Here is a 25,907-nt window from a genome sequence, read left to right as displayed (position 1 = left end):
GTTTAACTCCCTCTCTGAGACTTATCTGCTGCTAACTTGATCACCCAAGGGCGATGGCTCTCTTTACTAATAATTTCGTTACGGAAACGAATCATGGTGACGGAGGCAAAGAAGAAAGCGAAGCCAAAAATGTTCAGTAGCAAAGGCCACAACATATTGCTTGAGATAGATGGTTTCTCAAACTTAGTAATGGTTGCGCCTTGGTGAAGAGTGTTCCACCACTCTACAGAGAAGTGAATGATAGGTAAGTTCACCACACCAACGATTGCCAAAATACCCGCCGCTTTTGCCGCTGTTTTTTGGTCATCAAAGGCATGGTAAAGAGCAATAACACCCAAGTAGAGGAAAAGAAGGATAAGCTCAGAAGTTAAACGCGCATCCCATACCCACCATGTACCCCACATTGGTTTACCCCAGATCGCGCCAGTTAGTAGCGCAATAAAGGTGTAGACCGCACCAATAGGTGCCATGGCAGACGCTGCCATATCTGACAAACGAACTTGCCAGACGATACCAATGAAAGCTGCGATAGCCATAGACATATAAACGCCCATAGACCAAATAGCAGAAGGCACATGAATATAGATGATTCGAAAGCTATCGCCTTGCTGATAATCAGAAGGTGCGAAAGCTAACCCCCATACTGTGCCGACGGTTAAACACACCAGCGCCAGTACAGAGAACCAGGGCAAAAGCTTACCGCAAAGCTGGTAGGCTGATTCGGGCTTGGCATAAGGATGGAGCCATTTCCACATCGTCGTTCTCACTCTTACTTCAAGTTCGTTTAACTTTTTCGTTAAACAATTATTAGTTTTGTAATTTATAGAAAGGGGATTTTTCGTGCTTGATCAAAAACAACTAATTGACACTTACTCGCAGTGCAGCACTAATTGCAAACGGCGTAAGGGTCATCGCCCCCATAAACATAGCGCCAAGAATTGCTAACTGTCCGTTGTACGCCATCCCAAGTGACGCAGCATCAATCGCCGACGTCGCAAAAATCAAAATTGGGATATACAGCGGCAAAACGAGCAAACTAAGCAACACGCCCCCTTTTTGTAACCCTACTGTCAGTGCAACACCAATAGCCCCAATAAAGCTGAGCGTTGGTGTGCCGACGAGTAGCGTCAGTACCACGGCTAACCAAGTATTGAAATCTAAAGACAGCAATATGGACAACAGTGGGCTTATCAGAATCAATGGCAAACCTGTCAAAAGCCAGTGCGCAATCACTTTTGAAATGACCACTACCGGCAATGGGACAGGCATCAACATCATCTGTTCCAATGCGCCATCTTGAAAGTCATCACGAAACAGACGTTCAAGAGACAATAAAGCAGAGAGTAGCGCTGCAACCCAAACAATCCCCGCCGCGATCCTAGCCAGCAAGTTGGGCTCTGGACCAATACTCAATGGAAACAGCGTAATAACAATAATAAAAAACCACAGAGGGTTAAAAATATCGGCTTGGCGACGAAAGGCAATCAGCAGCTCGCGTCTGATAATACTATTTATGGTGCCGAGCATGATTAGTTACCTAGTTTAATTTTTCTGAGTTTAGGGTTATCCGCAAACATATCTTGGTGCGTGGTAAGCATGACAATGCCACCGTTTTCTGCGTGCTGAAGAAACAGCGACTCAAGCACTTTCACACCTTGCTTATCAATTGCAGTCAAAGGCTCGTCAAGAATCCACAATTTGTGATCACTTAGCCACAAACGTGCTAAAGCGACTCGACGCTGCTGCCCTGCAGATAACTGAGCCACGGGTACATCTTCACGACCTGCAAGCCCTACCTTAGTTAATGCGTTATAAATGGTTTGCTTGTCGACAGGCTTACGTGAATGGATACTTAAATAGAAACGCAAATTTTCATAAGCGGTAAGCTCACGTTTCACACCGGTTTGATGACCAAGGAACAGGAGGTCTTGGTGGAAAGCATCTCGGTTGGATTCTATGTTCTCACCGTTCCAGTAAATCTCACCATTGTCGCGATCACCAAGCCCAGTGATGATGCGCAGTAGCGTTGTTTTACCTGTTCCGTTACGTCCTTCGACTTGAACTAATTCACCAGAATCTATGGTAAAAGAAAGGGATTCAAAGAGAATTCTTTCATCTCTTATTGCTGTCAGTTGAGATACTTCTAACATTTGCTATCACTAGATAAACTTCGAGCTAGTATCTTACCACAGCCTTTTAACCACAAAATAGAATTAGACCTATACGAATCACGAAACTAAGTAAGAATCTGTTAATAATCAAACATAAATCTTATTAACTACCACTAAATGGTTACATTCAAAAATAAAAAAGTGCCCGAAGACACTTTTTATGCAACCTATCTTTTGGCACTTCGTTTTTTTGCAGCAAATTTTTGCTGTGGAGGACGAGTTTCTAGAGGAGGGACTTTCTCTTTACCAGAGATTTTGTTTTGCAAAGACATCATCAGCTCAGCTTCGGCCTTTGGTAACTCACACTCTTGAATAAGCTCGTTGACGTCAGCACCTAGCTGAACCATCTTGCTTGCCCTTGAGTATAGGCGACCATCACTATCAGCTTGTTCTAGTTCTGTAATGCGCTCATTTAAATGCTGAATGATATCTTGCTGTTCACTGACCTTTTGACCAAGCCCAACAACCACTGAGCGTACTTCAAGTAATTGTTTATTCGCTTTTTGTAGCTCTTTGTCTAGATGACGATTTTGTTGGCGTAAATGTTCTGCTGAACGAATCTGACCTCGTTTAAGACGAAACAAGGCTAAGCAGATAAACAAAAAAACTAACGCGACTGCTCCAGCCATAACTGGAGCACTGGTCATCCAACTACTGTCCATTATAGGTGAGCCATCTCATCCCACTCTTCATCAGTCAGTAGCTTGTTAAGGTCAACCAAGATAAGTAGCTTACCATCACGGTTACTAACACCTTGGATAAACTTAGCACTCTCATCGGTACCCACACTCGGTGTGGTATCGATTTCTGATGAACGTAGGTAAACAACTTCTGCAACGCTATCAACTAGAATACCGATCACTTGGTGTTCAGACTCGATCACGATGATACGAGTATTATCAGTGATTTCACCTTCCATCAAACCAAAGCGCGAACGTGTATCGATAACCGTCACGACATTACCACGCAGGTTGATGATGCCAAGTACGTAGTCTGGTGCTCCAGGAACTGGCGCAATTTCAGTGTAACGAAGTACTTCGCGAACCTGCATTACATTGATGCCATAAGTTTCTTCTTCTAGCTGGAACGTCACCCACTGAAGCACTTCGTCGTTCGACTGCTCTTTTCTTACTTCTACTTCATTTGTTTGAGACATACCTTATCCTCTCTAAGCCAAAATCGGCACAAATGTTCTATTTATCTAATGCTTTAACATCAAGTCCTGCATTAAGCATAGCTATCAATGCTTCAACGTGGATCAAAGCACACATTTTTTCTTTTACCATACCAGCAAGCCAAGGGCGTTTCCCTGCCGTTTCTCGCCAGCGTACCATTTCTGGATTTAATGCTTCAGTACCCATTAACTGCGTGGAAGCCAAGCCCCACATGCTTGCACCTAGCATGACAATATACTGGTACTGCTCTTTATAACTGTCATCTTGCAGCTTCTCTGCCATCACCCACTTAGCTGTGTCAACGACATCAAGCTGAGCTTCACGACTGGTTTGTAAACCTAAGTACCAATCTGGGCGACCGATTAAATGGTTAAGTTCAGCGATTCTATGGATACCACCAAGCTCATCAAGCGGAACTGCAAACGTCACGCTATTGACATCAAAATAGAGCACTTGAAAGTCGACATCCCTTTGCGTTGAGTGCCAAACGCCAATATCGCTGCCACCGGTTTGTGTCTCTAGACTTGGCTCGGTTTCGATGCTGGTATCGATTTCTACTTCAGGCTCAGCAATCGCTGGTTCAGTGATGACTTCATCAAGATCGGGAACTTCGACCTTAAGTTCAGGCTCTTCGACCAATACTTCAGGTTCATCAACCACCCAGTCTTGTATCTCTTCAACGGCAGTTTGAGTCTGAACTTGAGCGATATCAACCGTGTTTTGCTCCATCACCTCTTCCAGTTCAAGCTCTGCAACTGGGTTGGTGCTTTCTAACTGCTCTAGAAGACGCTCGACATCTTCTAAATTGGGTACTTCGACTTCTGTTGTTGGCGCTTGGTAGTAGCTCTTCTCAGCCACTGACTGAACCATAGGTTCAAGCTGATGTTCGCCATGTTCATCGTGAGCTTCAGCAACCAACTCCAGTTCAGGAGCTTGCTCTTGGTCGAGCTCGTTGACTTCTGCTTCAAGTGACTCCTCTAACAAAGCAGAGAAGTAATCATCTAACGCTTGTTCACTTGAAAGCAAAGATTGGTTAGTCATCTATCGCTAACCTCTCTAGATAAATCAACAACTGCTTATATGCAAAGACGCCGCGACTACCCGATGCAAAATGAGATACAGGTAAATGTTTTAAACTCGCATCTCTAAATTTAGTATCGATCGGTACCGCAGATGACCACACCTGACTAGGGTAATCTTTCTTAAGCTGTTGCAAGGTCTGCAACGACGCTCTTGTTCGCTTATCGTACATCGTCGGAACAATCGTGACATTGAACGATTTATTGCGTGACTTCTGCATGATAGCCAAGGTGCGGATCATTCGCTCAAGACCTTTCATCGCCAAGAATTCTGTCTGAACTGGTATCAATATTCGATCACTTGCGGCCAACGCGTTGACCATCATTACGCCGAGAATCGGTGGACAATCGATCAAAACATAATCGTAGCGCTGTTTAATTGCCATCAACGCACGTTTGAGAATTAATCCCATACCACTTCGGTTGCCCATCACTCTGTCTAGTGTCGCTAGTGACATATGCGCAGGGATCAAATCGATCCCTTCGATATCAGATTGCATCACAAGTGGCATCACGGTTTGCTCGGTATATTCCTTAAGCTGGAAAAGATCAAACAAACTCGCTGGTACGTTGTCAGAGTCATAGCCTAGATAAGTCGTCAACGAAGCATGAGGGTCGGTATCCACCAATAAAACTCGCTTACCTTGCTTACTTAGCAATCCAGCTAAAGTAATCGTCGTAGTGGTTTTTCCAACCCCACCTTTTTGGTTTGCGATGCTCCAAACAATCATGGTTTACCTCTATGCTAGACCGACTTCGACTAACATACGTTCAGCAATTCGGTCTAACGGAAGATCCTCTGTTGAGATCCCCGCTTTTGCAACTGCCTGTGGCATGCCATAAACAACACAGCTTTCTTCGTCTTGAGCCCATATCGTTGAGCCGGCACCTTTCAGCATACGTGCCCCTTCGCGACCATCTGCTCCCATTCCTGTCAGTACCATTGACAAGACTTGATCAGAATAGATTTTCGCTGCACTACCAAAAGTGACATCAACACACGGCTTGTAGTTCATGCGTTCGCCGCCATCAATAATGCGCAGTTTTGCCGAACCGGGACGACCTTCAATCATCATCTGCTTGCCACCGGGTGCTAAATAAGCCACGCCGGGTTTCAATGGATCACCGTCAGCCGCTTCCTTAACCTGAATCTTACACAAGGAATTTAATCGACTCGCGAATGCCGCCGTAAATGTAGCTGGCATATGCTGAATAAGCACAATCGGATGAGGGTAGTTTGCAGGTAACTTAGTGAGAATTTTCTGTAGCGCTACTGGCCCCCCCGTAGAGGTACCAATAGCGGTCAGTTGATACTTTTTACCACTCGATTTAAAACGTGTAGCTACCGCAGGCTTCGCGGTAGGAGCCGCTGGCGCCGGACGAAGAGAAGAGCGAGTTGTCGCAGGTTGTGATGCTGGACGACTTGGTGCCGCAGGTTTTGGCATACTGCGGCGCATCATTGCACGCTTTGACGCAATTTGAATCACGCGCTGCTGAAGTAAGGTCACTGCCTCATCGCGATTACGCGCGATATCTTCAAATTTCTTTGGCAAAAAGTCCAAAGCACCTGCATCGAGTGCATCTAATGTTGCCTTCGCCCCATCATGGGTAAGCGAAGAAAACATCAAGATAGGCACAGGGCTTTTTGCCATGATTTCGCGAACTGCAGTAATGCCGTCCATAACCGGCATTTCAATATCCATGGTGATGACATCAGGCTTGATTCGCAAGGCTTTATCTACCGCTTCCTTACCGTTAGTCGCAACATCAATAACTTCTAATCGCGCTTCAGAGTTAATGATTTCACTCACTCGGCGGCGGAAAAAACTCGAATCATCGACAACTAATACTTTGATCGCCATATTTGTCCTTCTATATTTCGCGATTTAGATTCGAGAAGCAGCGGCATACTGCTTAAGCAAATCTGGCACATCTAGTATCAGTGCGATGTGGCCATCACTGGTAATGGTTGCACCAGCCATACCTGGTGTACCTTGTAGCAAGTTATCTAGTGGTTTGATCACCACCTCTTCTTGCCCAATGAGTGTATCGACGACAAAACCAACACGTTGGCTGCCGATTTGCACAATCACGACGTGACCATGTCCTTTACGTAACTCGACTTGACCTGCTTGAGGCGCTAGCCAGTTTTGTAGATAGAACAGTGGAATCGATTTCTCACGTACGATAATGGTCAACTGACCATCAACTACGTTAGTACGGCTCAAGTCTAAGTGGAAAATCTCGTTCACGCTTGCCAATGGAAGCGCAAATGGGTGCCCCGCTACACCAACCATAAGTGTTGGCAAAATCGCGAGCGTTAGCGGTACCTTGATGGTTATCTTGGTGCCTTTACCCATTTCAGAGTCAATATCGATTGAACCGTTTAGAGTGTTGATCGCTGTTTTAACAACGTCCATACCAACACCACGACCGGAGATGTCTGAAATTTGCTCTTTACTAGAGAAACCAGGCATAAAGATCAGGTTGAAACACTCTTTATCTGTTAATCGGGAAGCCGCATCTTCATCCATGATACCGCGTTTAACCGCAATACCACGAAGCTTGTCCGGGTCCATACCGCCACCATCATCGACGATGGCAAGTTCAATGTGGTCACCTTCTTGCGAAGCGGAAAGAATCACTTTACCCGTTTTGGATTTACCTGCTGCGACACGAGCGTCAGGCATTTCAATACCATGGTCAACCGAGTTACGAACTAAGTGAATCAATGGATCGGCAAGCGCTTCAACTAAGTTTTTGTCTAGGTCGGTGTCTTCACCACGCATTTCAAGATTAATGTCTTTCTTCAAGCTACGTGCTAGGTCTCGAACAACGCGAGGGAAACGGCCAAATACCTTTTTAATTGGCTGCATACGCGTTTTCATTACCGCGCCCTGAAGATCCGCAGTAACAACATCTAGGTTAGCAACCGCTTTCGACATTTCTTCATCGTTGCTGTTTAACCCTAGGCTAAGCAGTCGATTTCGAACCAGTACAAGCTCACCAACCATGTTCATAATGGTATCAAGTGTTGAAGTATCAACACGTACCGTCGCTTCTGCTTGCGGTTTCTTAGCTTGCGCTGCCGGGACAGCCGCTTCTTTCTTCGCTGGCGGCTTAGGCGCTTCTTTTGGTGCGGCTTTAGCCACTGGAGCTGGTTTTGGTGCAGGCGCAGCCTTAGGCTCAGGAGCCGGAGGAGGTGCTGGGTTAGTCGCCGCTGGCTTAGTTGCCGCGTCTAGCTCTTCAATAGAAGGGCCCTTACCTGAGCCATGAAGATCATCGAGCAGTTTTTCGAACTCTTCATCAGTCATTAAATCACTGTCACCGGCACCGGCTGCTGGAGCTGCTGGCGCTGGTGTAGATGGTGCCGCAGGCGCCGATGGAGCTGTTGGCGCTACATCGCCTTTGCCCGGACCTTGCCCTGTGCCATGAAGTTCGTCTAGAAGTTTTTCAAACTCATCATCGGTAATATCACCGCTCATATCTCCACCTGCAGCGGGCGCAGGTGGCGGTGGTGTCGCGGCGGCAGGAGCGGCTTCGCTTGATGCAGCTCCAGGCGCAGTGCCTGAACCATGTAGTTCATCAAGCAATTTTTCAAACTCGTCTTGAGTAATTTCATCGATTGAGCCTGCAGAAACTTCCGCTTGAGGCGCTTCAACAGGTGCTGGCTCTTCGATAACAGGTTCTTCAGCCACAGGAGCCTCTACCGCTGCTGGAGCATCTGCCACGACTTCGTCTTCAGACTCAGGTTTGCACAGTCGATGCAACTCATCTAAAAGAGATTGTTCTGCTTGAGGAAGCGGCTCACGATCTTGGACGGCCTTAAACTGCTCATTAACCGTATCTAAGGCTTGGAGCATGGTATCCATTAGACTTGCAGTAACTGAGCGTTGTCCATTTCGCAAAATATCGAACACGTTTTCTGCACCATGACAGGTGTCAACGAGTTCGGTGAGTGCAAGGAATCCCGCACCACCTTTTACCGTGTGGAAACCACGGAAAATGGCGTTGAGGAGATCTTTGTCTTCAGGATTGTTTTCCAGCTCGACCAACTGCTCAGAGAGAAGTTCCAATATCTCTCCTGCTTCGACTAAAAAGTCCTGTAGGATGTCTTCGTCTAAATCGTAGCTCATATGTTACCTCTAAAACCCAAGACTTGAGAGTAAGTCGTCGACTTCGTCTTGTGATGAAACGGCATCATCCCTTTCTTGAGGGTTAAGGATTGGACCTTCAGGGTCCGTCGATGCTTTGTTCTTGTTATTCGTGCTTTCTTCCAGCTGACTCGAACCAAACGCTGTTAGTATTTCGACTAACCTACCTTCGACTTCGTCGACTAAGGTAATCACGCGGCGGATGATTTGACCGGTCAGATCTTGAAAGTCTTGAGCCATTAGAATCTCAGTCAATTGCCCGCGAAGTTCTGAGCTGTCTCCTTCAACCTCACCGAGTAGATCATCGATGCGGTGGCAGAGTGCTTTAAACTCAGCGAGTTCAATTCGACCATGCATAAGCTCATTCCATTGAGGGCGAACTTGCAGCAGCCCTTCATGGAGGTTATCCGCAATAGGCATACAGCGATCAACTGCATCCATGGTTTTATTGGCAGCAACCTCAGTTTTGTCAATGACGTATTGGAGGCGATCCCTTGCATCTGGGATTTCGTCATTGGCAATTTCACTCATGCGGTCATCCATGCTGAAATGTTTAATTGACTCATGTAAGTCACGAGTCAATTCTCCAATTTCTTGAAACATTGGATTCGAGTCGTTTTGGTAGATGTCTTTCACAAGAAGATCCGCTTCCTGTTGCTGACCAGCTTCCAACATCTCTACGAGTTGTTTTGCCTGTTCTAATGAAATCATTCTGAATTGGCCTTTAGCGCCTTAAGTCAATACCTTGACTTATAAACGTTCAAATATTTTATCTAGTTTTTCTTTTAGTGTTGCAGCAGTAAACGGTTTAACGATGTAACCATTTACACCTGCTTGCGCAGCTTCAATGATCTGCTCGCGTTTCGCTTCTGCAGTAATCATTAGAACTGGAAGATGCTTTAGTTCATCGTCTGCTCGAATATGCTTGAGAAGGTCAATACCTTGCATGCCTGGCATATTCCAGTCTGTCACGACAAAGTCGAACTCCCCTTTCTTGAGCATAGGTAACGCCGTTAAGCCATCATCCGCTTCTTGAGTATTGTTGAACCCAAGATCGCGAAGTAGGTTCTTAACAATACGACGCATTGTTGAAAAGTCGTCAACAATAAGGATTTTCATGTTTTTATTCAAAATTGCCTCCACTGAGTTCGAGATCAGTGATGTTTACTCATTATTTGTCCAAGCACTTAACTTTGTGCGTAGACGCTGCATTGACTGGCTTAGTATTTGGCTAACGCGTGACTCGCTAACACCAATCACCTCACCGATTTCTTTTAAGTTTAACTCTTCATCATAATAAAGCGAAAGTACTAGAGCTTCACGTTCTGGAAGCGATTTAATTGAATCTACTAGCGCTTTTCGGAAAAACTCATCTGCTACACCTTGGAATGGAAGGTTCTCTTTGTCGGTATCTTCGGGTGAAATTGCATCTTCTGAAACACCCAGATCTTCGATTCCGACCAAACGAGAGCAGTTAATATCCGTTAAAATTGTATGGTATTGGTCTAGGCTAATCCCCAAATGCTGTGCAACCTCTGCATCAGTTGGATCTCTATTCAGTAAACCTTCTAGAGTAGATATTGCCTGACTAACCTCACGATTATGTTTATGTACAGAACGAGGTACCCAATCACCTCGACGTATATCGTCAAGCATAGCACCTCGGATGCGAATGCCAGCATACGTTTCGAAACTTGCGCCTTTGCTACCATCGTAGTTTTTTTGCGCTTCGAGCAATCCAATCATGCCCGCTTGAATAAGATCTTCTACTTGGACACTTGGCGGCAGACGTCCTAGCAAATGGTGAGCAATACGCTTCACCAACACCGAGTATTTCTCTAAAAATGCTCGTTGGCTATCTTGATTTGCATACTGTTCATAGGTCAAAGCCTTATTCACCAAATGGTTCCTCTAGCATCTCAGGTCTATTTAGTAAGCGTTCTACAAAAAACTCAAGATGTCCACTCGGTGTTTTCGGAATTGGCCATGTCAGCGCTTTATTCGCTAAGGAGCCAATTGCGAGAGCCGCCGGAGATCTTGGGAACGCGTCTACAACAATCTTTTGTTTCTTAACAGATTGTCTAACTTTATCATCCAACGGAATACATGCTACGAGCTCTAGGCTCACATTCAAGAATCGCTCTGTGACCAAGGTCAACTTTGCGAACAATTCTCTGCCTTCTCGATAGCTTCTGACCATATTTGCAACGATTTTAAAACGTTGCACCTGATGTTCTTTGCTCAACAATTTAATTAAAGCATATGCATCAGTGATTGACGTAGGTTCGTCACAAACTACCACAACAACATCTTGCGCAGCTCTAGAAAAACTCACAACCATGTCTGAAATACCCGCCGCTGTATCAATCAGCAAAACGTCCATTTCATCTTCTAAGCTGCCAAACGCTCGGATCAAACCGATATGCTGAGCATGTGAGAGCTCGGTCATCGACTGGGTTCCGGATGTCGCTGGAATGATCCTAATACCATGCGGACCTTCTACAATCGCATCTTTAAGTTCACATTCGCCTGCGAGCACATGGCCTAGGTTACGCTTTGGCCGAATACCGAGCATTACATCGACATTTGCCAACCCCAAATCAGCATCTAGCACCATGACTTTTTTGCCTTGGCGAGCCATTGAGATAGCCATACCCAACGTTACGTTTGATTTACCAACACCGCCTTTACCACCTGTTACAGAAATAACCTTGGTCAATGATGGCTGTGTTAAGCGGCGTAATCCGCTTGCTTGGTCTTGTATCATATCTTTAGTCATAATCGTCCGCCGCCTAGAACCTCTCCGCTTCACTATTCCAGTAGTGAGGTTCATCATCTGTCGACTTCTCTAATAATTCGTTTGCTTTAGCGACCATGTACTTCGGTTGCGCTATTACAATATCTTCCGGAACTCGTTGTCCATTCGCTATGTAAGCAACGGGCAGAGAATTCTGTACAACGACACTGACAAATTCACCGAGACTCAGCGATTCATCCAGTTTAGTCATAATGCACCCTGATAGCGGTATGCGTTTAAAGTGATCAATGGTCTCTTGCAGTACTTTTCGTTGAGCCGTTGCGGGCAAAACCAAGTAGCTGTGAATCATTTCTCCACTTTCATGCATAAGCGTATCTAATTGTTCAGACAGCCTTACATCACGCTGTCCCATACCTGCGGTATCAACCAGAATTAGGCGACGATTTCTTAATTGATATATTACATCGGCTAACTCATTGGAATCTTTAGCGACTTTTACAGGACATCCCATAATTCTTCCGTAAATCGCCAATTGCTCGTGTGCACCGATACGATAAGTATCTGTCGAAACCAGTGCTACGTTGTCTGATCCGTACTCCATCGCAGCACGTGCCGCCAGTTTCGCAACCGTTGTGGTTTTACCCACTCCTGTTGGGCCTAACAGTGCAACCACGCCACCACGTTTTAAGATGTCTTGGCGAGAAATAGGGATCTGGTCTGAAACCAAGCCAAGCAGCGCTTTCCATGCCTTAGTCGGTGGCGTATCTTCAGGAATATAACAGGCGAGCTGATCGGCTAGGTCAGAAGAGACACCCATACGCTCTAGGCGTTTGATGAGCATCGCGCGCAATGGCTCACGACGCTCCACCTCTTGCCACATTAAGCCTGAAACCTGATGTTCTAGAAGCTGACGAATCGACGTCATCTCTTCTTTCATCTCTTCTAGGTCTTCATTCGAGACTGAAGGATCTTCACGACGTTGACGCTCATAACGCGTTGGATCAAGTTTAGCTGCTGGCCTTTCAACTCGGCGATCTTCAGCAATTAAACGCGCTAATGGGGAATCTTCTTTAATTTGGACGTTTTCACGCGATTGGTCACGTGTCGCCGACTGCCTTTGAAGTAAGGCAGACAATGAATCAGGGTTTTCATCGCGTTCCTGCTGCGAACCGTCTGCACCATTGCTGTACTGTTTAAGCATACTCGCAAAGCGTTTGGTCATTGAGCGACCCGAATCCGCTTGGGATTGCAAGCTCACACGGTCGTCATCCAGTGCGCGTTGATTTGTTGTAGGAATACTGGCAGGTGCCTGGCGAGTATTATTGTGGCGAGGGCTTGAGTTATAACCGTTGCTTTGACGTTTTGCTCCTTCAGCCCCATCAACCGCAGCGACAATTTCTACACCACCCGCGACTTTTTTGTTTGACATGATCACCGCATCATCGCCTAACTCCCCTTTCACTTGGAGTAAGGCGGTGCGCATATCCTTGGCAAAAAATCGTTTAATCTTCAAATTAAGTACCGTATATCAACGCATTAGACTTAGTTTCCGACAGCCTGAACAATGCGAATTTGTTTCTCGTCAGGGACTTCTTGATAAGAGAGAACTCTTAGTGAAGGAATCGTGTTCTTAACAAACTTGGCAAGCGTAGAACGTAACACACCAGATGTCAGAAGCACCGCAGGTTCACCTTTTAGCTCTTGCTCTTGAGTCGCTTGGCTTAATGATGATTGTAGTCGCTCCGCTAAGCCTGGCTCAATTCCCGCTGATTCCCCGCCAGAAGCCTGCATTGTCTGATGCAATATTTGTTCCAATTCAGGAATAAGAGTAATTACTGGCAACTCAGGCTCTATCCCATTGATTTCCTGAACAATTAAGCGTTTAAGTGAGATGCGAACCGCAGCAGTTAGAATGTCGGGTTCTTGACTCTTACTTGAGTACTCGGACAAGGTTTGAACAATAGTGCGGATATCTCGGATTGGTACCGCTTCATTAAGCAGATTTTGCAACACTTTCACCACCACGCCCAATTGAAGCTGATCTGGTACAAAGCTCTCCACCAACTTAGGTGTGCTTCGACCCAACATCTCAAGTAGATTTTGCACTTCTTCATGACCAATTAGTTGTGACGCATTGTTGGTCAGCAATTGACTTAAATGGGTTGCCAGTACCGTCGATGAGTCGACCACGGTATAACCGAGCGCCTGCGCATGTTCGCGTTGCTCTTCGCGTATCCAAACCGCTTCAAGGCCAAATGCAGGGTCGATTGTCGGTTCACCTTCAATCATCCCGTAGACCTGTCCCGGGTTAATGGCGAGTTCCATATCTGGTCGAATTTCTGCTTCACCGACAGCTACCCCCATCAGGGTAATACGATAGCTATTGGGGGTAAGCTCTAGGTTATCGCGAATATGGACTGCTGGAATTAAGAATCCGAAATCTTGCGATAGTTTTTTACGTACCCCTTTAACACGCTCCAATAACTCACCACCTTGGTCTTTATCAACCAGAGGGATAAGTCGATAGCCAACTTCTAAACCGATGATATCGACAGGTTGAACGTCATCCCAAGAGAGCTCTTTGGGTGTCGTTGTTTCTTGTTCGGTCGTTGCAGGAGTCGCAGGTTGCTCTGCTGCTTTCTTCTGCTTGCGGTAAATCCAGTAAGCACCACCACCAGCAATAATGGCTAACAACAAGAACGCAAAATGTGGCATTCCCGGGACTAAGCCCATCACGCCAAGAATAGCAGCGGTAATCATCAAGGCTTTCGGGTTGTCGAACATTTGGAAGACAACCTGCTGTCCCATATCTTCATCAGTGTTTTGGCGAGTTACCATAATCGCCGCACCGATTGAAAGTAGTAACGATGGGATCTGAGCAACCAAGCCATCACCAATCGTCAATAGGGTGTAGATTTGGAGAGCATCTTGAAAGCCAAGGTCATACTGAGCCATACCGATGGATAAACCACCGATGATGTTGATAAATAGGATCAAGATACCAGCGATGGCATCACCTTTTACAAATTTTGAAGCACCATCCATCGAGCCGTAGAAATCCGCCTCTTTGGTCACTTCTTGACGACGCGTTCTGGCTTGGTCTTGGTCAATCAGTCCGGCATTTAAGTCGGCATCAATCGCCATCTGCTTACCCGGTAAGGCGTCCAAGGTAAAACGTGCGCTAACTTCAGAGATACGTCCTGCACCTTTGGTCACAACCATGAAGTTAATGATCATCAAGATCAGGAAGACCACAAGACCCACTGCATAGTTACCACCAATAACTACGCTACCAAAGGCTTCAATTACTTTACCAGCGGCGCCTGAACCTTCATGACCATAAAGCAGTACCACACGCGTTGACGCTACGTTTAACGCCAGACGTAAAAGTGTCGATATCAGCAGTACGGTAGGAAATGCTGCGAAGTCGAGGGGTCTGCGGGTGTATACCGTCACCAACAAGACAACCATGGCTAAAGCGATATTGAAGGTAAAGAATAAGTCGAGCAAGAATGCTGGAATTGGCAAGATAACCATTGCCAATGTAGCCAATACCATGATCGGCGCGCCAATCGCAGGCATCGCTCTTTGAGGAATTGGTGGTAACTTGTCCGCAAACGGCAAAGAAAACTTCATAGTTGAGTAGCTACAATAGTCGGAAAAAAGAAGAACTTGGACTAGCTATGCAATATCCAGTCCATCTACTCTGTCAAATTAATGGCTGACTGAGGATTCAGCGTAATGAAGAGTGGCTTAGCAGGGAGGTAAGCTTTCCCTGCCAAACGCAACAATTAGGGTTGAATATTGAACAAAATCTCACCAGAGCGTTTTTCTGGCGAATATTCAATGCAGGTTAAACCTGAAGTGGGAAACATAGGCGGATGAATGTCAGCGACAAACTCGGCGGTAAGATAGCCGACTAACGGAAGATGCGACACCAATAAAATCGATTGGTATTGGTGGACATCAATAAGCGCCGATACGTAATCCGCAACCTGCTCTGATTCACCGTAAGGCGTAATGTCTTCACATCTTTCTACTTGCTCGGATTCAAAACAGTTCGATATTTCTTGCCAGGTCTGCTGAGCGCGGACATAGGGGCTGACTAACACTTTATCGAACTGTGAAAAACCTCTCTCCGCACAAGCGCGAGCTACCGCAACAGAGGCACTTCTGCCATTTTGAGTGAGCTCTCTTTCGGCATCTGATTGGGCAAAATGCTCGGCTTCTCCATGACGCATGATGAAAATTTTCATGGCATATTCCTAATACTATCCGCTGTCGTTTTAATGCGGAATATTGTTGTCTCACTGTTTATCTACAGCGTAATTATTATTGAGCGGAAAACTATAAAACCGCTAAATTTTCGTTGAACTGTAAATAATTATATCAATTCTTTGAGCAAAGACCCTGACTTTCTTAACACTATTTAAAGTCAAATTGTTAACTATCGTTAACCCATTTTGCTCATATTTCTCAAACAGATAGTTTGCAGTCGCCCATATCCGAGTCATAATTACTCTATTGTCTATAAGACCACTTCATAAGTTCGGAGAGTGTATTGTGCACATTAGTCCAAATGATACGAACCAGTACCGTTACCTCACCTTAGCTAACGGTGTGCGGGTTTTACTAATTCACGATCACAGTGCGCAAAAGTCCGCAGCTGCATTGGCAGTGAATGTTGGTCACTTCGACGACCCCATCGATAGAGAAGGCCTCGCCCACTATTTAGAACACATGCTATTTTTGGGCACAGAAAAATACCCTAAAGTGGGAGAGTTTCAAAGCTATATTAATCAACATGGTGGCAGCAATAACGCATGGACGGGCACTGAGCATACCTGTTTCTTTTTTGATGTCTCGCCAAGCGCTTTTGAACCAAGCCTCGATCGTTTTAGTCAGTTTTTTACTGCGCCTCTTTTTAACTCAGAAGCACTAGATAAAGAGCGCCAAGCGGTAGAATCTGAATACAAACTAAAACTCAACGATGACTCGAGAAGGTTGTATCAAGTCCACAAAGAGCTGGTTAATCCTGCCCACCCTTTCAGCAAATTTTCAGTTGGTAATTTAGAGACGTTGGCTGATAGAGATGGGCAATCGATTCGAGATGAGATTGTCAGCTTCCACTATGAGCAATACTCCGCCGACTTAATGACGCTCACAGTGATTGGCCCTCAAGAGCTGGATGAGTTAGAAGCGTGGTGCCATGAAAAATTCTCGGCAATTCCCAATCATGAGCTATCAGGGAAGTGTATTACTGCGCCTTATACCGACAAGCAATCAACCTCAATCTTAGTTAATGTCGAACCGGTCAAAGAGATTCGTAAACTCATCCTGACTTTTCCAATGCCGAGCATGGATGAGTACTACCAATCTAAGCCCTTGTCTTATTTTGCTCACCTGCTCGGTTACGAAGGTGCTGGAAGCTTAATGTTGGTGCTCAAAGATAAAGGCTGGATTACCTCTTTATCTGCCGGGGGAGGTACAAGCGGCAGCAATTATCGTGAGTTTACCGTCAGCTGCGCACTCACACCACTTGGTCTTGATTACATAGACGATATTACTCAAGCGGTATTCAGTTATATCTCTTTGATCGCAGAAAACGGATTAGATGAGTGGCGTTACTTAGAAAAACAAGCGGTTCTAGAATCCGCATTTCGCTTTCAAGAACCAACTCGCCCTCTCGATCTGGTGAGCCACTTAGTGGTCAATATGCAGCACTATCAAGAGCAAGACATCGTCTACGGCGATTTCATGATGAAGCGCTACGATGAAACACTGCTTATGTCGCTGCTTGACTACTTTTCTCCAGCCAATCTGCGTACAACGCTTATTGCACATGGCTATGAATATGATAAAACGGCCAAATGGTACTTCACCCCTTACTCAGTGACAGAGTTTACTCAACAACAAAGGGAGCACTACCTTAAGCCAAGTCCATTAGCGTTCGAACTACCTGAAAAAAACCCGTTCATTTGCTACGACCTTGACCCTAAAGAGCTAGAGATTTCCCATGCAACCCCTCAAGTTTTAGAAGAGCTGCCCGGGTTTAAGCTTTGGCATCTGCAAGATGATGAGTTTCGCGTACCAAAAGGTGTCGTTTATATCGCAATAGATAGCCCACATGCGGTAGAAACCCCTCGAAACATCGTCAAAACGCGCCTTTGTGTAGAGATGTTTTTAGACAGCCTCGCTGCTGATACCTACCAAGCAGAGATTGCCGGGATGGGTTACAACATGTATGCCCATCAAGGTGGTGTCACTCTCACAATATCGGGTTTTAGCCAAAAGCAGCCTGAGTTAATGAAACAGATCTTAGAGAGGTTCGCTAAACGTGAGTTTAGTAGCCAGCGATTTAACACCATCAAGCAGCAACTTCTAAGAAATTGGCGCAATTCAGCGCAGGATCGTCCAATTTCACAGCTTTTCAACGCATTGACAGGTATTTTACAACCCAACAACCCTCCCTACTCCGTCTTAGTTGAAGCCTTAGAGTCAATAGAGGTAGATGAATTAGCGAGCTTTGTTGACGCGATCTTGGCGGAATTACACGTCGAAATGTTTGTCTACGGCGATTGGACAAGAGCAGATGCACTGTCACTCGGCAACACACTCAAAGATGCATTAAGAGTACAAGACCAGCAATATGAAGAAGCCCTGCGCCCACTTGTTATGCTCGGCAAAAACGGTTCATTCCAACGAGAAGTCTTCTGTGATCAGGAAGATTCAGCCACTGTGCTGTACTACCAATGTGATGATACCAGCCCCAAAAGCATCGCTTTGTATTCCTTAGCCAACCACTTAATGTCTGCGACCTTCTTCCATGAGATCCGAACCAAACAGCAACTTGGCTATATGGTTGGTACGGGAAATCTGCCATTAAACAGGCATCCGGGGATTGCGCTTTATGTTCAGTCACCAAATGCAGCGCCGATTGATCTTATCAGTTCCATCGACGAGTTCCTCAACGCCTTTTACATGGTGTTGCTAGAGCTTAATGAATACCAATGGCACAGCAGTAAACGAGGTCTGTGGAATCAAATTTCGACCCCAGATACCACTTTACGTGGGCGCGCCCAACGCCTATGGGTCGCCATCGGTAATAAGGATACCGAGTTCAATCAACGGGAAGTGGTGTTAGAAGAGTTAAAGGCATTAACCCGCACCGACATGATTCGTTTTGTGGTTAACGAGCTTAAGCCAAGAACAGCTAATCGTCTCATTATGCATACTCAAGGTAACGCGCATCATGAGTCCGAGAAGCTAAACCTTGGTTTGGAGATAGGCTCAATTGAAGAATTTCAATTGAGACCTAAAGATGTTGAACTTGGCTAATCGCTATGTGATGTTGCAGGTTTAAGCAGCCTGCTCAGACTCAACAATCTTTTTCAATGAATGGGGGTGAAGCTTAATGCACACCCCTTGCCATTTGAATGCCACCGTCGGATTGTTCAAACGCTCACCTTCCCCTTTCGGACTCGATAGCTTAGTTTTGATGCCAAGTTCTGACAGCCTCTCCCACCGAGCCGCAAAATCAGGGAATTGTTGCTTGAGATCCGCTAGGTACTCCTCCGCGGTTTGCGCCGTTGAAGGCACAACAAACTCAACGTGTTCCCAACCCTGTTTTGGATAAATCTTCCCTTGTGCTGGGTAAGGCAACTCCAAACACTCAAAACTCCAACCGTGACTTTCAAGCGGTGTATCAAACGCGATAACGACAATAGGTCGACCATTGATCTGTGCTTGTGAGATAACTTGCCCATACGAGCTCCACTCCTGATGTGCTTGCATAGCCAAATCTGGCTCATTAATGCGCATGGCGATGTGATCAGCTTGATACTGAGATAACTCTAAACCAAGCTTGTCAGCAAGCGTCATGATTTGAGAAATGAACTCAGGCAGGGCTTGCTGCATTTGCGATGGTAAAAGTGCAGCTTGCTGTAATTGACTAGTCATCGAACTTTCCTTTCAGTGCTAATGCGTGAATGTTACCGTTCAATGTTGCGCAGTACCAGTAGTGACCGCATCCATAAAAGTGTGTCACCACTAAACCACTCATATTTCGAAGATAATGGTTAATAGCCGAACCATATGGTTCAACGTAAAACAATGACATTATCCGGACTTTACCAATCTCTAATGCTGCTATATTGCGGACCGTTTTTATTCATCAACTTTTGCTACGAGATTGCAATCATGTCTTTTAAGAAAACTCTTTTGGGCGCAGGCCTTACCCTTTCTGCTCTTACTCCATTTGCAGCCCTATCGGCACCTGGAGATACCTTTGAAATTAAAGGTGGCTTCGATTACTGGTCAGCGGAAGCAAAAGTAGATGACATTAAAGCGGGTGAACGCCAATCTCAGTATTCATACTACGTCGGTTTTGAACACTTTGTTCCATTAATCCCTAACGCAAAAATCCGCTCAACAAACGTAAAATCTGACAAGTTTGATATGTCGTATCGCCAAGTTGACTACATTGCTTACTACCGTTTGATCGACACTAATATGATCGGCGTTGACTTCGGTCTAAACATGCAACATTTTTCTGGCGTAAAAGATAATGAGTGGCAACCGGCTGCGTACGGTGATGTAGAATTTACCATCCCAGCAACACCAGTTACCTTGTACTCAACGGTTTCTGCGGGTCGTTTTGACGGCACCAAAACTTTTGATGGTGAAGCTGGCGCAAAATGGACCATCGAAATGGGTCCACTTGATCTTGGCTTAAAGGCGGGTTACCGCGTTATGGATAACGAGTTTAAGCATAAGACAACTAAGGAAACCAACATCCGTATGGATGGTTACTTCATGGGTGCAGAACTCAAGTTCTAATCGCTTAGCTCGGCTTAAGATAATCTCAAGACGGTTCTTTTGTAGCCGTCTTTTTCGTTCATGTGCTCCAACGAGTTAAAACATGCGCAATTAATATGCAGAAACTCGCTTAAACCATGAATTTTATGCATAAAATCAAACCATTCACGTTTGACTCGTAACCCAGTTCTTTATGCTTTCAACAGCCATTCCTCTTGATTGATTTAGTCAAAACGTTATTTTTTTCCTAATAGTAACAAGATCATCAGGAAAAGTAGTAAATTTCCCAGTTCACTCCCTATAAGAGAAGCAATAAAGTTGCTATTATGTGCGCCAAATTTATGAACTAGATCGAGATATGCATTCACTCCACTTGGTGGATATTATTCATGGTTCCACTTGAAGAATCACCCGAATAGTAACGAATGCATAGCTAACCAATTCCCAAGAATTGAAGGAAGCGCGTGTGAATATCCAAGCACTTATTAATGACAAAGTTTCTCAGGCTTTAGAAGCCGCTGGCGCACCTGCAGGCAGCCCTGCAGCCGTTCGCCAATCTGCAAAACCTCAGTTTGGTGACTACCAAGCAAATGGTGTGATGGGCGTTGCAAAAAAACTAGGGACTAACCCACGCGAATTCGCGCAAAAAGTATTGGATGTTCTAGACCTTGAAGGTATCGCGAGTAAAACAGAAATCGCAGGCCCTGGTTTTATCAACATTTTCCTAAGCGAAGAGTTCCTAGCGAAACAGGCTGATGTAGCCCTAGCAGACGCTCGTTTAGGCGTTGCAGCAGAAGAACAAAAAACGATTGTTGCTGACTACTCTGCACCAAACGTTGCTAAAGAGATGCACGTAGGCCATCTACGTTCAACTATCATCGGTGATGCCGTTGTTCGTACACTAGAATTCCTTGGCCACAAAGTTGTACGTGCTAACCACATCGGCGACTGGGGTACTCAGTTCGGTATGCTTATCGCAAACCTAGAGCGTGTACAAAAAGAGTCTGGTGAAGTTTCAATGGAGCTTTCAGACCTTGAAGCCTTCTACCGTGAGTCTAAGAAACTATACGACGAAGACGAAGAGTTCGCAGTAAGAGCACGTAACTACGTTGTAAAACTTCAGAGCGGTGATGAATACTGCGCTGAAATGTGGAAAAAGCTTGTTGACGTTACTATGGTTCAAAACCAACGTAACTACGACCGTCTAAACGTCTCTCTAACTCGTGATGATGTTATGGGCGAAAGCATGTACAACGACATGCTACCTGGCATTGTTGCTGACCTTAAAGAGCAAGGTCTAGCGCAAGAAGATGACGGCGCTCAAGTTGTGTTCCTAGATGAGTACAAAAACAAAGACGGCGAAGCGATGGGTGTTATCATCCAGAAGCGTGATGGTGGTTTCCTATACACCACGACTGATATCGCTTGTGCTAAGTACCGTTACGAAACACTAGGCGCAGATCGTGTACTTTACTTTATTGACTCTCGTCAGCACCAACACCTAATGCAAGCTTGGACTATCGTTCGTAAAGCAGGCTATGTGCCAGAAGAAGTTTCTTTAGAGCACCACGCTTTCGGTATGATGCTAGGCAAAGATGGTCGCCCATTTAAGACTCGAGCAGGTGGAACAGTTCGTCTTGCTGATCTTCTTGATGAAGCAGAAGAGCGCGCAATCAAGCTGATCGAATCTAAGAACGCTGACTTAGCCTCTGAAGAGAAAGCAAACATCGCGAAAACGGTCGCTATGGCTGCAGTTAAGTATGCTGACCTATCTAAGCACCGTACTACTGACTACGTGTTTGACTGGGACAACATGCTGGCGTTCGAAGGCAACACGGCACCGTACATGCAATACGCCTTTACTCGTGTTTCTTCTATCTTCGCTAAGGCAGGTATCTCTATGGATGAGCTATCTGGCGAAATCAAAGTTACTGAAGAGAAAGAGAAAGCGCTGATTGCTAAACTTCTTCAATTCGAAGAGGCGGTTCAATCTGTTGCTCGTGAAGGTCAACCACACATCATGTGTAGCTACCTATTCGAGCTAGCGGGTCAATTCTCTAGCTTCTACGAAGCATGCCCGATCCTAAGCAGCGAAGATGAGTCTGTGAAGCAAAGCCGCTTGAAGCTAGCCGCTTTAACAGCGAAAACTATCAAGCAAGGTCTATCTCTACTAGGTATCGATACGCTAGAGCGTATGTAAGAGCTAGAGAGCTAGAGAGCTAGAGAGCTAGAGAGCTAGAGAGCTAGAGAGCTAGAGAGCTAGAATGATGAAGGTTGGCGTGAGAGCGTCAACCTTTTGTTTTATTTGGCGTATACTAATCGAAAATAGAGACAAACGGATACTAACTATGAGTTTTGAACTGCATCCTCAACTCGCTAAAGATACCACTGTGATTGGTCAATTCCCTTTATGCCTTGCTCTACTGCATAAGGACAAAGCTGTACCTTGGGTTATCCTTGTACCTAAGCGAAGCAACTTAAAAGAGTTACATCACTTACCAATGAAAGAGCAGCAACAGTTCTTGTTAGAATCACAAGCGGTAAGCCAAGCGTTAGAAGCCACATTCCAACCTGACAAGCTCAATCTTGGTGCGCTTGGTAACATGGTGCCTCAATTGCACATTCACCATATCGCTCGCTTTAAAGATGACATCGCATGGCCTGGTCCTATTTGGGGTAATACAGACGGACAATTTCGCAGTGATGAGGAGCAAGCGCAGCTTTTGGGCCGAATTAAAAATGTTCTTTCGTTGAGCTCGATTTTCTCTCCAGCGTAACTGCTTGTTTCCAAAAGCCTATTAAAAAGCCGTTCTATCTAGAACGGCTTTTGCTATCACAGACCACCTACATGGTGACATTCAGAGCTAAGGCATCGGCTTTCACTTTAGCGTATCTGATACGAGTGACATTGTGTGATGCATTGGTATCGATAAATCGCGAGATCTTTCCCTTCTTAATCCACACTGAGAGCATCGCATCAACACCATCTTCACTCATCGCAAATTTCTTCGCTAGTTCACGACGAGAAATGCTTCCATTCTGATCAATACACTGCTTTAGCTCAGCAAGAATCATGCGGTTTGTACCTCTAAAACTTGGCTCTGTTTGCTACCCACGGACTTAAGAATTCGGTAAGTCGCAAAACTCACTAACAAGATACCTGCTATCCACGCTGAACTTGTAGCAGGGTGATCAGCAAAGTGAGTAACTTGGTAGTAAAGCGCCGCACTCCCGTAAGCTAAGCCCATCGTCCATACCGCAATAAAACGCGCATATTTCTGACCAAACTCACGTACGTAGGCACCCATAGCGGCAACACAAGGCGTGTAAAGCAAGATAAAAATAAGGTAAGCAAATGCCGCATTGCTTGAAGCAAAATAGCCTTTCAAGTTACCAAAGATAGACGCATCGACTTCTTGCTCTTCTGCAACCGCTTGGCTGTCAGTCAAGTCGCCCACTTCAATACCCAGTGGATCTGAGTAGCTTAGCCCTGCTAGGTTATCTGGAATAGACATTACCGCTTCTTCAAGGCTCGCCATTAGGTCGTATTCCCCACCTTCCTCTTCGCTTGGCGCATAGAGACTATTCAAAGTACCGACTACCGCTTCTTTGGCAAAGATACCCGTGATGATACCCACCGTGGCAGGCCAGTTGTCCTCTTGAATACCAATTGGGGCAAATACAGGCGTAACAATTTGCGATGCTTTCGACAGCACTGAGTTTTCGCTGTCTTGGTTGCCAAATGAACCATCAGTACCTACTGAGTTTAGGAAGCTCAGAATCGTTACAACCACAACGATGGTTTTACCCGCGCCCAAAACAAAGCGCTTCAGCTTCTGCCATGTTTTGATCACCACATTGCGCATCGTCGGCAGTTCATAGTCTGGCATCTCCATTACCAGGCTATCACTTGAGCCTGGGTAAAGTGTCTTCTTGAGAACCAGCCCCGTAAACACGGCTGAAACGATACCCAATAGATACAGTGCGAAAACAATGTTTTGACCACTTTGAGGAAAGAATGCCGCGGCGAATAATGCATAAACGGGCAGTCGCGCACCACATGACATAAATGGTGCCATAGAGGCAGCGAGCTTTCTTTCACGCTCTTGATCGAGCGTACGTGTCGCCATAATCGATGGCACGTTACAACCAAAGCCTAGAACTAATGGAACAAAGGCTTTACCCGGTAGACCAATTTTCTGCATTACTTTATCGAGCACAAATGCCGCGCGCGACATGTAGCCAGAGCTTTCCAGTACCGCGAGGAATAGATACAAACAAGCAATCACAGGAATGAACGTTGCCACGGTTTGGATACCGCCGCCAACACCGTCAGCCAATAAGGTCACTAGCCAAACTGGTAGATGGTCATCAAGTAGATAATGTCCACCATCAACAAGCAAAGCGCCAACACCAATATCGAAGAAGTCGATAAAGGCGCTACCAATATTAATAGAGAACATAAACATCAGATACATGACAACAAAGAAGAAAGGCACACCGATCCATTTGTTGAGAATGATGGCATCCACTTTCTCGGTGAAACTATGGCTTAGTTTGCCTTCGCTGCGACGGACTTTCTGGCACTGCTGGTGAAGAAAAGTATATTTCACATCAGCAACCAGTAGATCGATATCTAGCTCAACTTTCTGCTGCTCTGCTTTTACGATCACTCGGTCAGATTCCGCTAGAGAGTTAACAACCAGAAGATCGTTTTCTAGTGCACGTATTGCCAATGCTCGCGCCGATACTTCAGATTGCGATTTGAAGATTGGCGAGATAGTTTCAATTGCCTGCTCAAATTCGATCCCGTAGTCTAGGCGGATTTCATTTAGTGCAACACCTTGTACTAACGCTTTATGTAAGCGGTCCTTAAAGGATTGAACTTGAGATTTGTTGTTGGCAGAGATTGCCATCACTGGGCAACCTAGCACCTTTTCGAGCGCTTTAATGTCGATGGTCTGACGCTCACGCTTTAGCGCATCCATCTTATTAAGCACAACAACCATAGGTCGGCCAAGCTCACGCAACTGCAAAGTCATATATAAGCTGCGTTCAAGACAAGTGGCGTCTACAACATTAATAATTAGGTCTGCGGGATGGGTTAGCACTGCTCTTGACGCAATAGACTCATCAATACTATTGCCATCATTGCCGCTGTCTAAAGCGTAGATACCCGGAAGGTCGGTAAGCAAAAAGTCGTCGCTAGAATGAGAGTACTTACCTGTTTTCTTCTCGACAGTGACCCCTGCCCAGTTACCTACTTGCTGCTTGGTACCTGTTAAGCCATTGAAGAGTGTCGTTTTACCGCTATTAGGGTTACCAACCGTTAGAATTTTGTATTCCATTAGTTCGCCTCCACTGTAATTGCATCGGCAATGTTAACGCGGACAGCAAGCGAAACTCCGCGAACTTCGACTTGTAGCGGGTCACCCATTGGGGCTTTTCGAATTAGTGTGACCGGTGTTTGTGGCAAAAGCCCCATCACCATCAGTTTTTTTCGCACGTCATTAGAGAGCTCTGAGAAACCAGTTATGGTAGCGACTTGCCCTTGTTGTAGTTGTGAGAGTTTCATTGCGAGACCAGTTATTTATAATGAGAAGGATTGTTATTTATGCTTACAATTTTATCTTCAACTGTTCTAGCAGATCTTGCCTGAAATCAATGTTTCCAAGTTTCGATAGAAGCGTTGAGAATATCTGACTCAATTTATCTATTAAGAGGTTATAGACGGCTCTTGTGGTCGCTAATTA

The 25,907-nt window shown here is 45.5% G+C and carries 24 protein-coding genes; 4 read left to right on the top strand and 20 right to left on the bottom strand.

Annotated features, from left to right (window positions below):
* Nucleotides 1–2 precede the first annotated feature (2 nt).
* The 16 genes from IX91_RS04655 to sixA all read right to left on the bottom strand — a co-directional run bounded on the left by IX91_RS04655 (nt 3) and on the right by sixA (nt 15,593).
* The gene (locus IX91_RS04655) at nt 3–755 is read right to left on the bottom strand and encodes a heme ABC transporter permease (RefSeq protein WP_004748647.1); all 753 of its coding nucleotides are present in this window, start codon (nt 753–755) and stop codon (nt 3–5) included.
* Nucleotides 756–858: 103 nt separating this feature from the next.
* Nucleotides 859–1,527, bottom strand: coding sequence for a heme exporter protein CcmB (gene ccmB / locus IX91_RS04650; protein WP_004748646.1), 669 nt, complete (start codon nt 1,525–1,527; stop codon nt 859–861).
* A gap of 2 nt (nt 1,528–1,529) precedes the next feature.
* On the bottom strand, nt 1,530–2,150 hold the full coding sequence (gene ccmA, locus IX91_RS04645; protein ID WP_004748645.1) for a cytochrome c biogenesis heme-transporting ATPase CcmA: 621 nt from the start codon (nt 2,148–2,150) through the stop codon (nt 1,530–1,532).
* A 188-nt stretch (nt 2,151–2,338) separates the two neighbouring features.
* Nucleotides 2,339–2,833, bottom strand: coding sequence for a DUF2802 domain-containing protein (locus IX91_RS04640; protein WP_004748644.1), 495 nt, complete (start codon nt 2,831–2,833; stop codon nt 2,339–2,341).
* Complete coding sequence (locus IX91_RS04635; protein ID WP_004413313.1) at nt 2,833–3,327, bottom strand: chemotaxis protein CheW; 495 nt, start codon at nt 3,325–3,327, stop codon at nt 2,833–2,835. The genes IX91_RS04640 and IX91_RS04635 overlap by 1 nt, the downstream gene beginning before the upstream one ends.
* 37 nt (nt 3,328–3,364) lie before the next feature.
* Nucleotides 3,365–4,387, bottom strand: coding sequence for a chemotaxis protein CheW (locus IX91_RS04630; RefSeq protein ID WP_004748643.1), 1,023 nt, complete (start codon nt 4,385–4,387; stop codon nt 3,365–3,367).
* Nucleotides 4,380–5,156 (bottom strand): ParA family protein, encoded by a 777-nt coding sequence (locus IX91_RS04625; RefSeq protein WP_004748642.1) that lies wholly within the window; start codon nt 5,154–5,156, stop codon nt 4,380–4,382. Before IX91_RS04625 ends, IX91_RS04630 begins: the two co-directional genes overlap by 8 nt.
* 9 nt (nt 5,157–5,165) lie before the next feature.
* Nucleotides 5,166–6,287, bottom strand: a complete 1,122-nt coding sequence (locus IX91_RS04620) for a protein-glutamate methylesterase/protein-glutamine glutaminase (RefSeq protein ID WP_004748641.1) — start codon at nt 6,285–6,287, stop codon at nt 5,166–5,168.
* A 24-nt stretch (nt 6,288–6,311) separates the two neighbouring features.
* Entirely contained in the window at nt 6,312–8,561 is a 2,250-nt protein-coding gene (locus tag IX91_RS04615) for a chemotaxis protein CheA (protein WP_004748640.1), read from the bottom strand.
* Between the two features lie 9 nt (nt 8,562–8,570).
* The gene (locus tag IX91_RS04610; RefSeq protein ID WP_004748639.1) at nt 8,571–9,290 is read right to left on the bottom strand and encodes a protein phosphatase CheZ; all 720 of its coding nucleotides are present in this window, start codon (nt 9,288–9,290) and stop codon (nt 8,571–8,573) included.
* A gap of 39 nt (nt 9,291–9,329) precedes the next feature.
* Nucleotides 9,330–9,698: a chemotaxis response regulator CheY gene (gene cheY / locus IX91_RS04605; protein WP_006879571.1), complete on the bottom strand. Its 369-nt coding sequence runs from the start codon at nt 9,696–9,698 to the stop codon at nt 9,330–9,332.
* A gap of 45 nt (nt 9,699–9,743) precedes the next feature.
* Complete coding sequence (locus IX91_RS04600; RefSeq protein WP_004748637.1) at nt 9,744–10,478, bottom strand: RNA polymerase sigma factor FliA; 735 nt, start codon at nt 10,476–10,478, stop codon at nt 9,744–9,746.
* Nucleotides 10,471–11,358, bottom strand: coding sequence for a MinD/ParA family protein (locus IX91_RS04595; protein ID WP_038197399.1), 888 nt, complete (start codon nt 11,356–11,358; stop codon nt 10,471–10,473). Before IX91_RS04595 ends, IX91_RS04600 begins: the two co-directional genes overlap by 8 nt.
* Nucleotides 11,359–11,371: 13 nt before the next feature.
* A complete protein-coding gene (gene flhF / locus IX91_RS04590; protein ID WP_004749265.1) occupies nt 11,372–12,850 on the bottom strand; it encodes a flagellar biosynthesis protein FlhF in 1,479 nt (492 codons plus the stop codon).
* A gap of 29 nt (nt 12,851–12,879) precedes the next feature.
* Nucleotides 12,880–14,973 (bottom strand): flagellar biosynthesis protein FlhA, encoded by a 2,094-nt coding sequence (flhA, locus tag IX91_RS04585; RefSeq protein WP_004747678.1) that lies wholly within the window; start codon nt 14,971–14,973, stop codon nt 12,880–12,882.
* 155 nt (nt 14,974–15,128) lie between these two features.
* Nucleotides 15,129–15,593, bottom strand: coding sequence for a phosphohistidine phosphatase SixA (gene sixA / locus IX91_RS04580; RefSeq protein WP_004747677.1), 465 nt, complete (start codon nt 15,591–15,593; stop codon nt 15,129–15,131).
* Between the two features lie 307 nt (nt 15,594–15,900).
* Between sixA and IX91_RS04575 the strand changes: the two genes are divergently transcribed.
* The gene (locus IX91_RS04575) at nt 15,901–18,675 is read left to right on the top strand and encodes an insulinase family protein (RefSeq protein WP_004747675.1); all 2,775 of its coding nucleotides are present in this window, start codon (nt 15,901–15,903) and stop codon (nt 18,673–18,675) included.
* A gap of 21 nt (nt 18,676–18,696) precedes the next feature.
* On the opposite strand, the gene IX91_RS04570 is transcribed toward IX91_RS04575, so the two are convergent.
* Nucleotides 18,697–19,296: a VOC family protein gene (locus IX91_RS04570; RefSeq protein WP_004747674.1), complete on the bottom strand. Its 600-nt coding sequence runs from the start codon at nt 19,294–19,296 to the stop codon at nt 18,697–18,699.
* A gap of 240 nt (nt 19,297–19,536) precedes the next feature.
* Here IX91_RS04570 and IX91_RS04565 point away from each other — a divergent pair, with 240 nt between their 5' ends.
* The 3 genes from IX91_RS04565 to IX91_RS04555 all read left to right on the top strand — a co-directional run bounded on the left by IX91_RS04565 (nt 19,537) and on the right by IX91_RS04555 (nt 22,931).
* On the top strand, nt 19,537–20,175 hold the full coding sequence (locus IX91_RS04565; protein WP_004749266.1) for a TIGR04219 family outer membrane beta-barrel protein: 639 nt from the start codon (nt 19,537–19,539) through the stop codon (nt 20,173–20,175).
* 445 nt (nt 20,176–20,620) lie between these two features.
* Complete coding sequence (argS, locus tag IX91_RS04560) at nt 20,621–22,354, top strand: arginine--tRNA ligase (RefSeq protein WP_004747672.1); 1,734 nt, start codon at nt 20,621–20,623, stop codon at nt 22,352–22,354.
* Between the two features lie 148 nt (nt 22,355–22,502).
* Nucleotides 22,503–22,931, top strand: coding sequence for an HIT family protein (locus IX91_RS04555; protein ID WP_004747671.1), 429 nt, complete (start codon nt 22,503–22,505; stop codon nt 22,929–22,931).
* Nucleotides 22,932–22,998: 67 nt separating this feature from the next.
* On the opposite strand, the gene IX91_RS04550 is transcribed toward IX91_RS04555, so the two are convergent.
* Genes IX91_RS04550 through IX91_RS04540 form a run of 3 tightly spaced genes read right to left on the bottom strand, consistent with a single transcriptional unit; the run spans nt 22,999 to nt 25,729 of the window.
* Nucleotides 22,999–23,229, bottom strand: coding sequence for a FeoC-like transcriptional regulator (locus IX91_RS04550; protein ID WP_004747670.1), 231 nt, complete (start codon nt 23,227–23,229; stop codon nt 22,999–23,001).
* On the bottom strand, nt 23,226–25,502 hold the full coding sequence (feoB, locus tag IX91_RS04545; RefSeq protein WP_004747667.1) for a Fe(2+) transporter permease subunit FeoB: 2,277 nt from the start codon (nt 25,500–25,502) through the stop codon (nt 23,226–23,228). Before feoB ends, IX91_RS04550 begins: the two co-directional genes overlap by 4 nt.
* The gene (locus tag IX91_RS04540) at nt 25,502–25,729 is read right to left on the bottom strand and encodes a FeoA family protein (RefSeq protein ID WP_004747666.1); all 228 of its coding nucleotides are present in this window, start codon (nt 25,727–25,729) and stop codon (nt 25,502–25,504) included. The genes feoB and IX91_RS04540 overlap by 1 nt, the downstream gene beginning before the upstream one ends.
* Between the last annotated feature and the right edge of the window lie 178 nt (nt 25,730–25,907).

It is taken from the genome of Vibrio tubiashii ATCC 19109, from assembly GCF_000772105.1.
Taxonomy (GTDB): Bacteria; Pseudomonadota; Gammaproteobacteria; order Enterobacterales; family Vibrionaceae; genus Vibrio; species Vibrio tubiashii.
The sequence above is the reverse complement of the archived record's forward strand: the minus strand, read 5'-3'. Positions and strand labels throughout refer to the sequence as shown.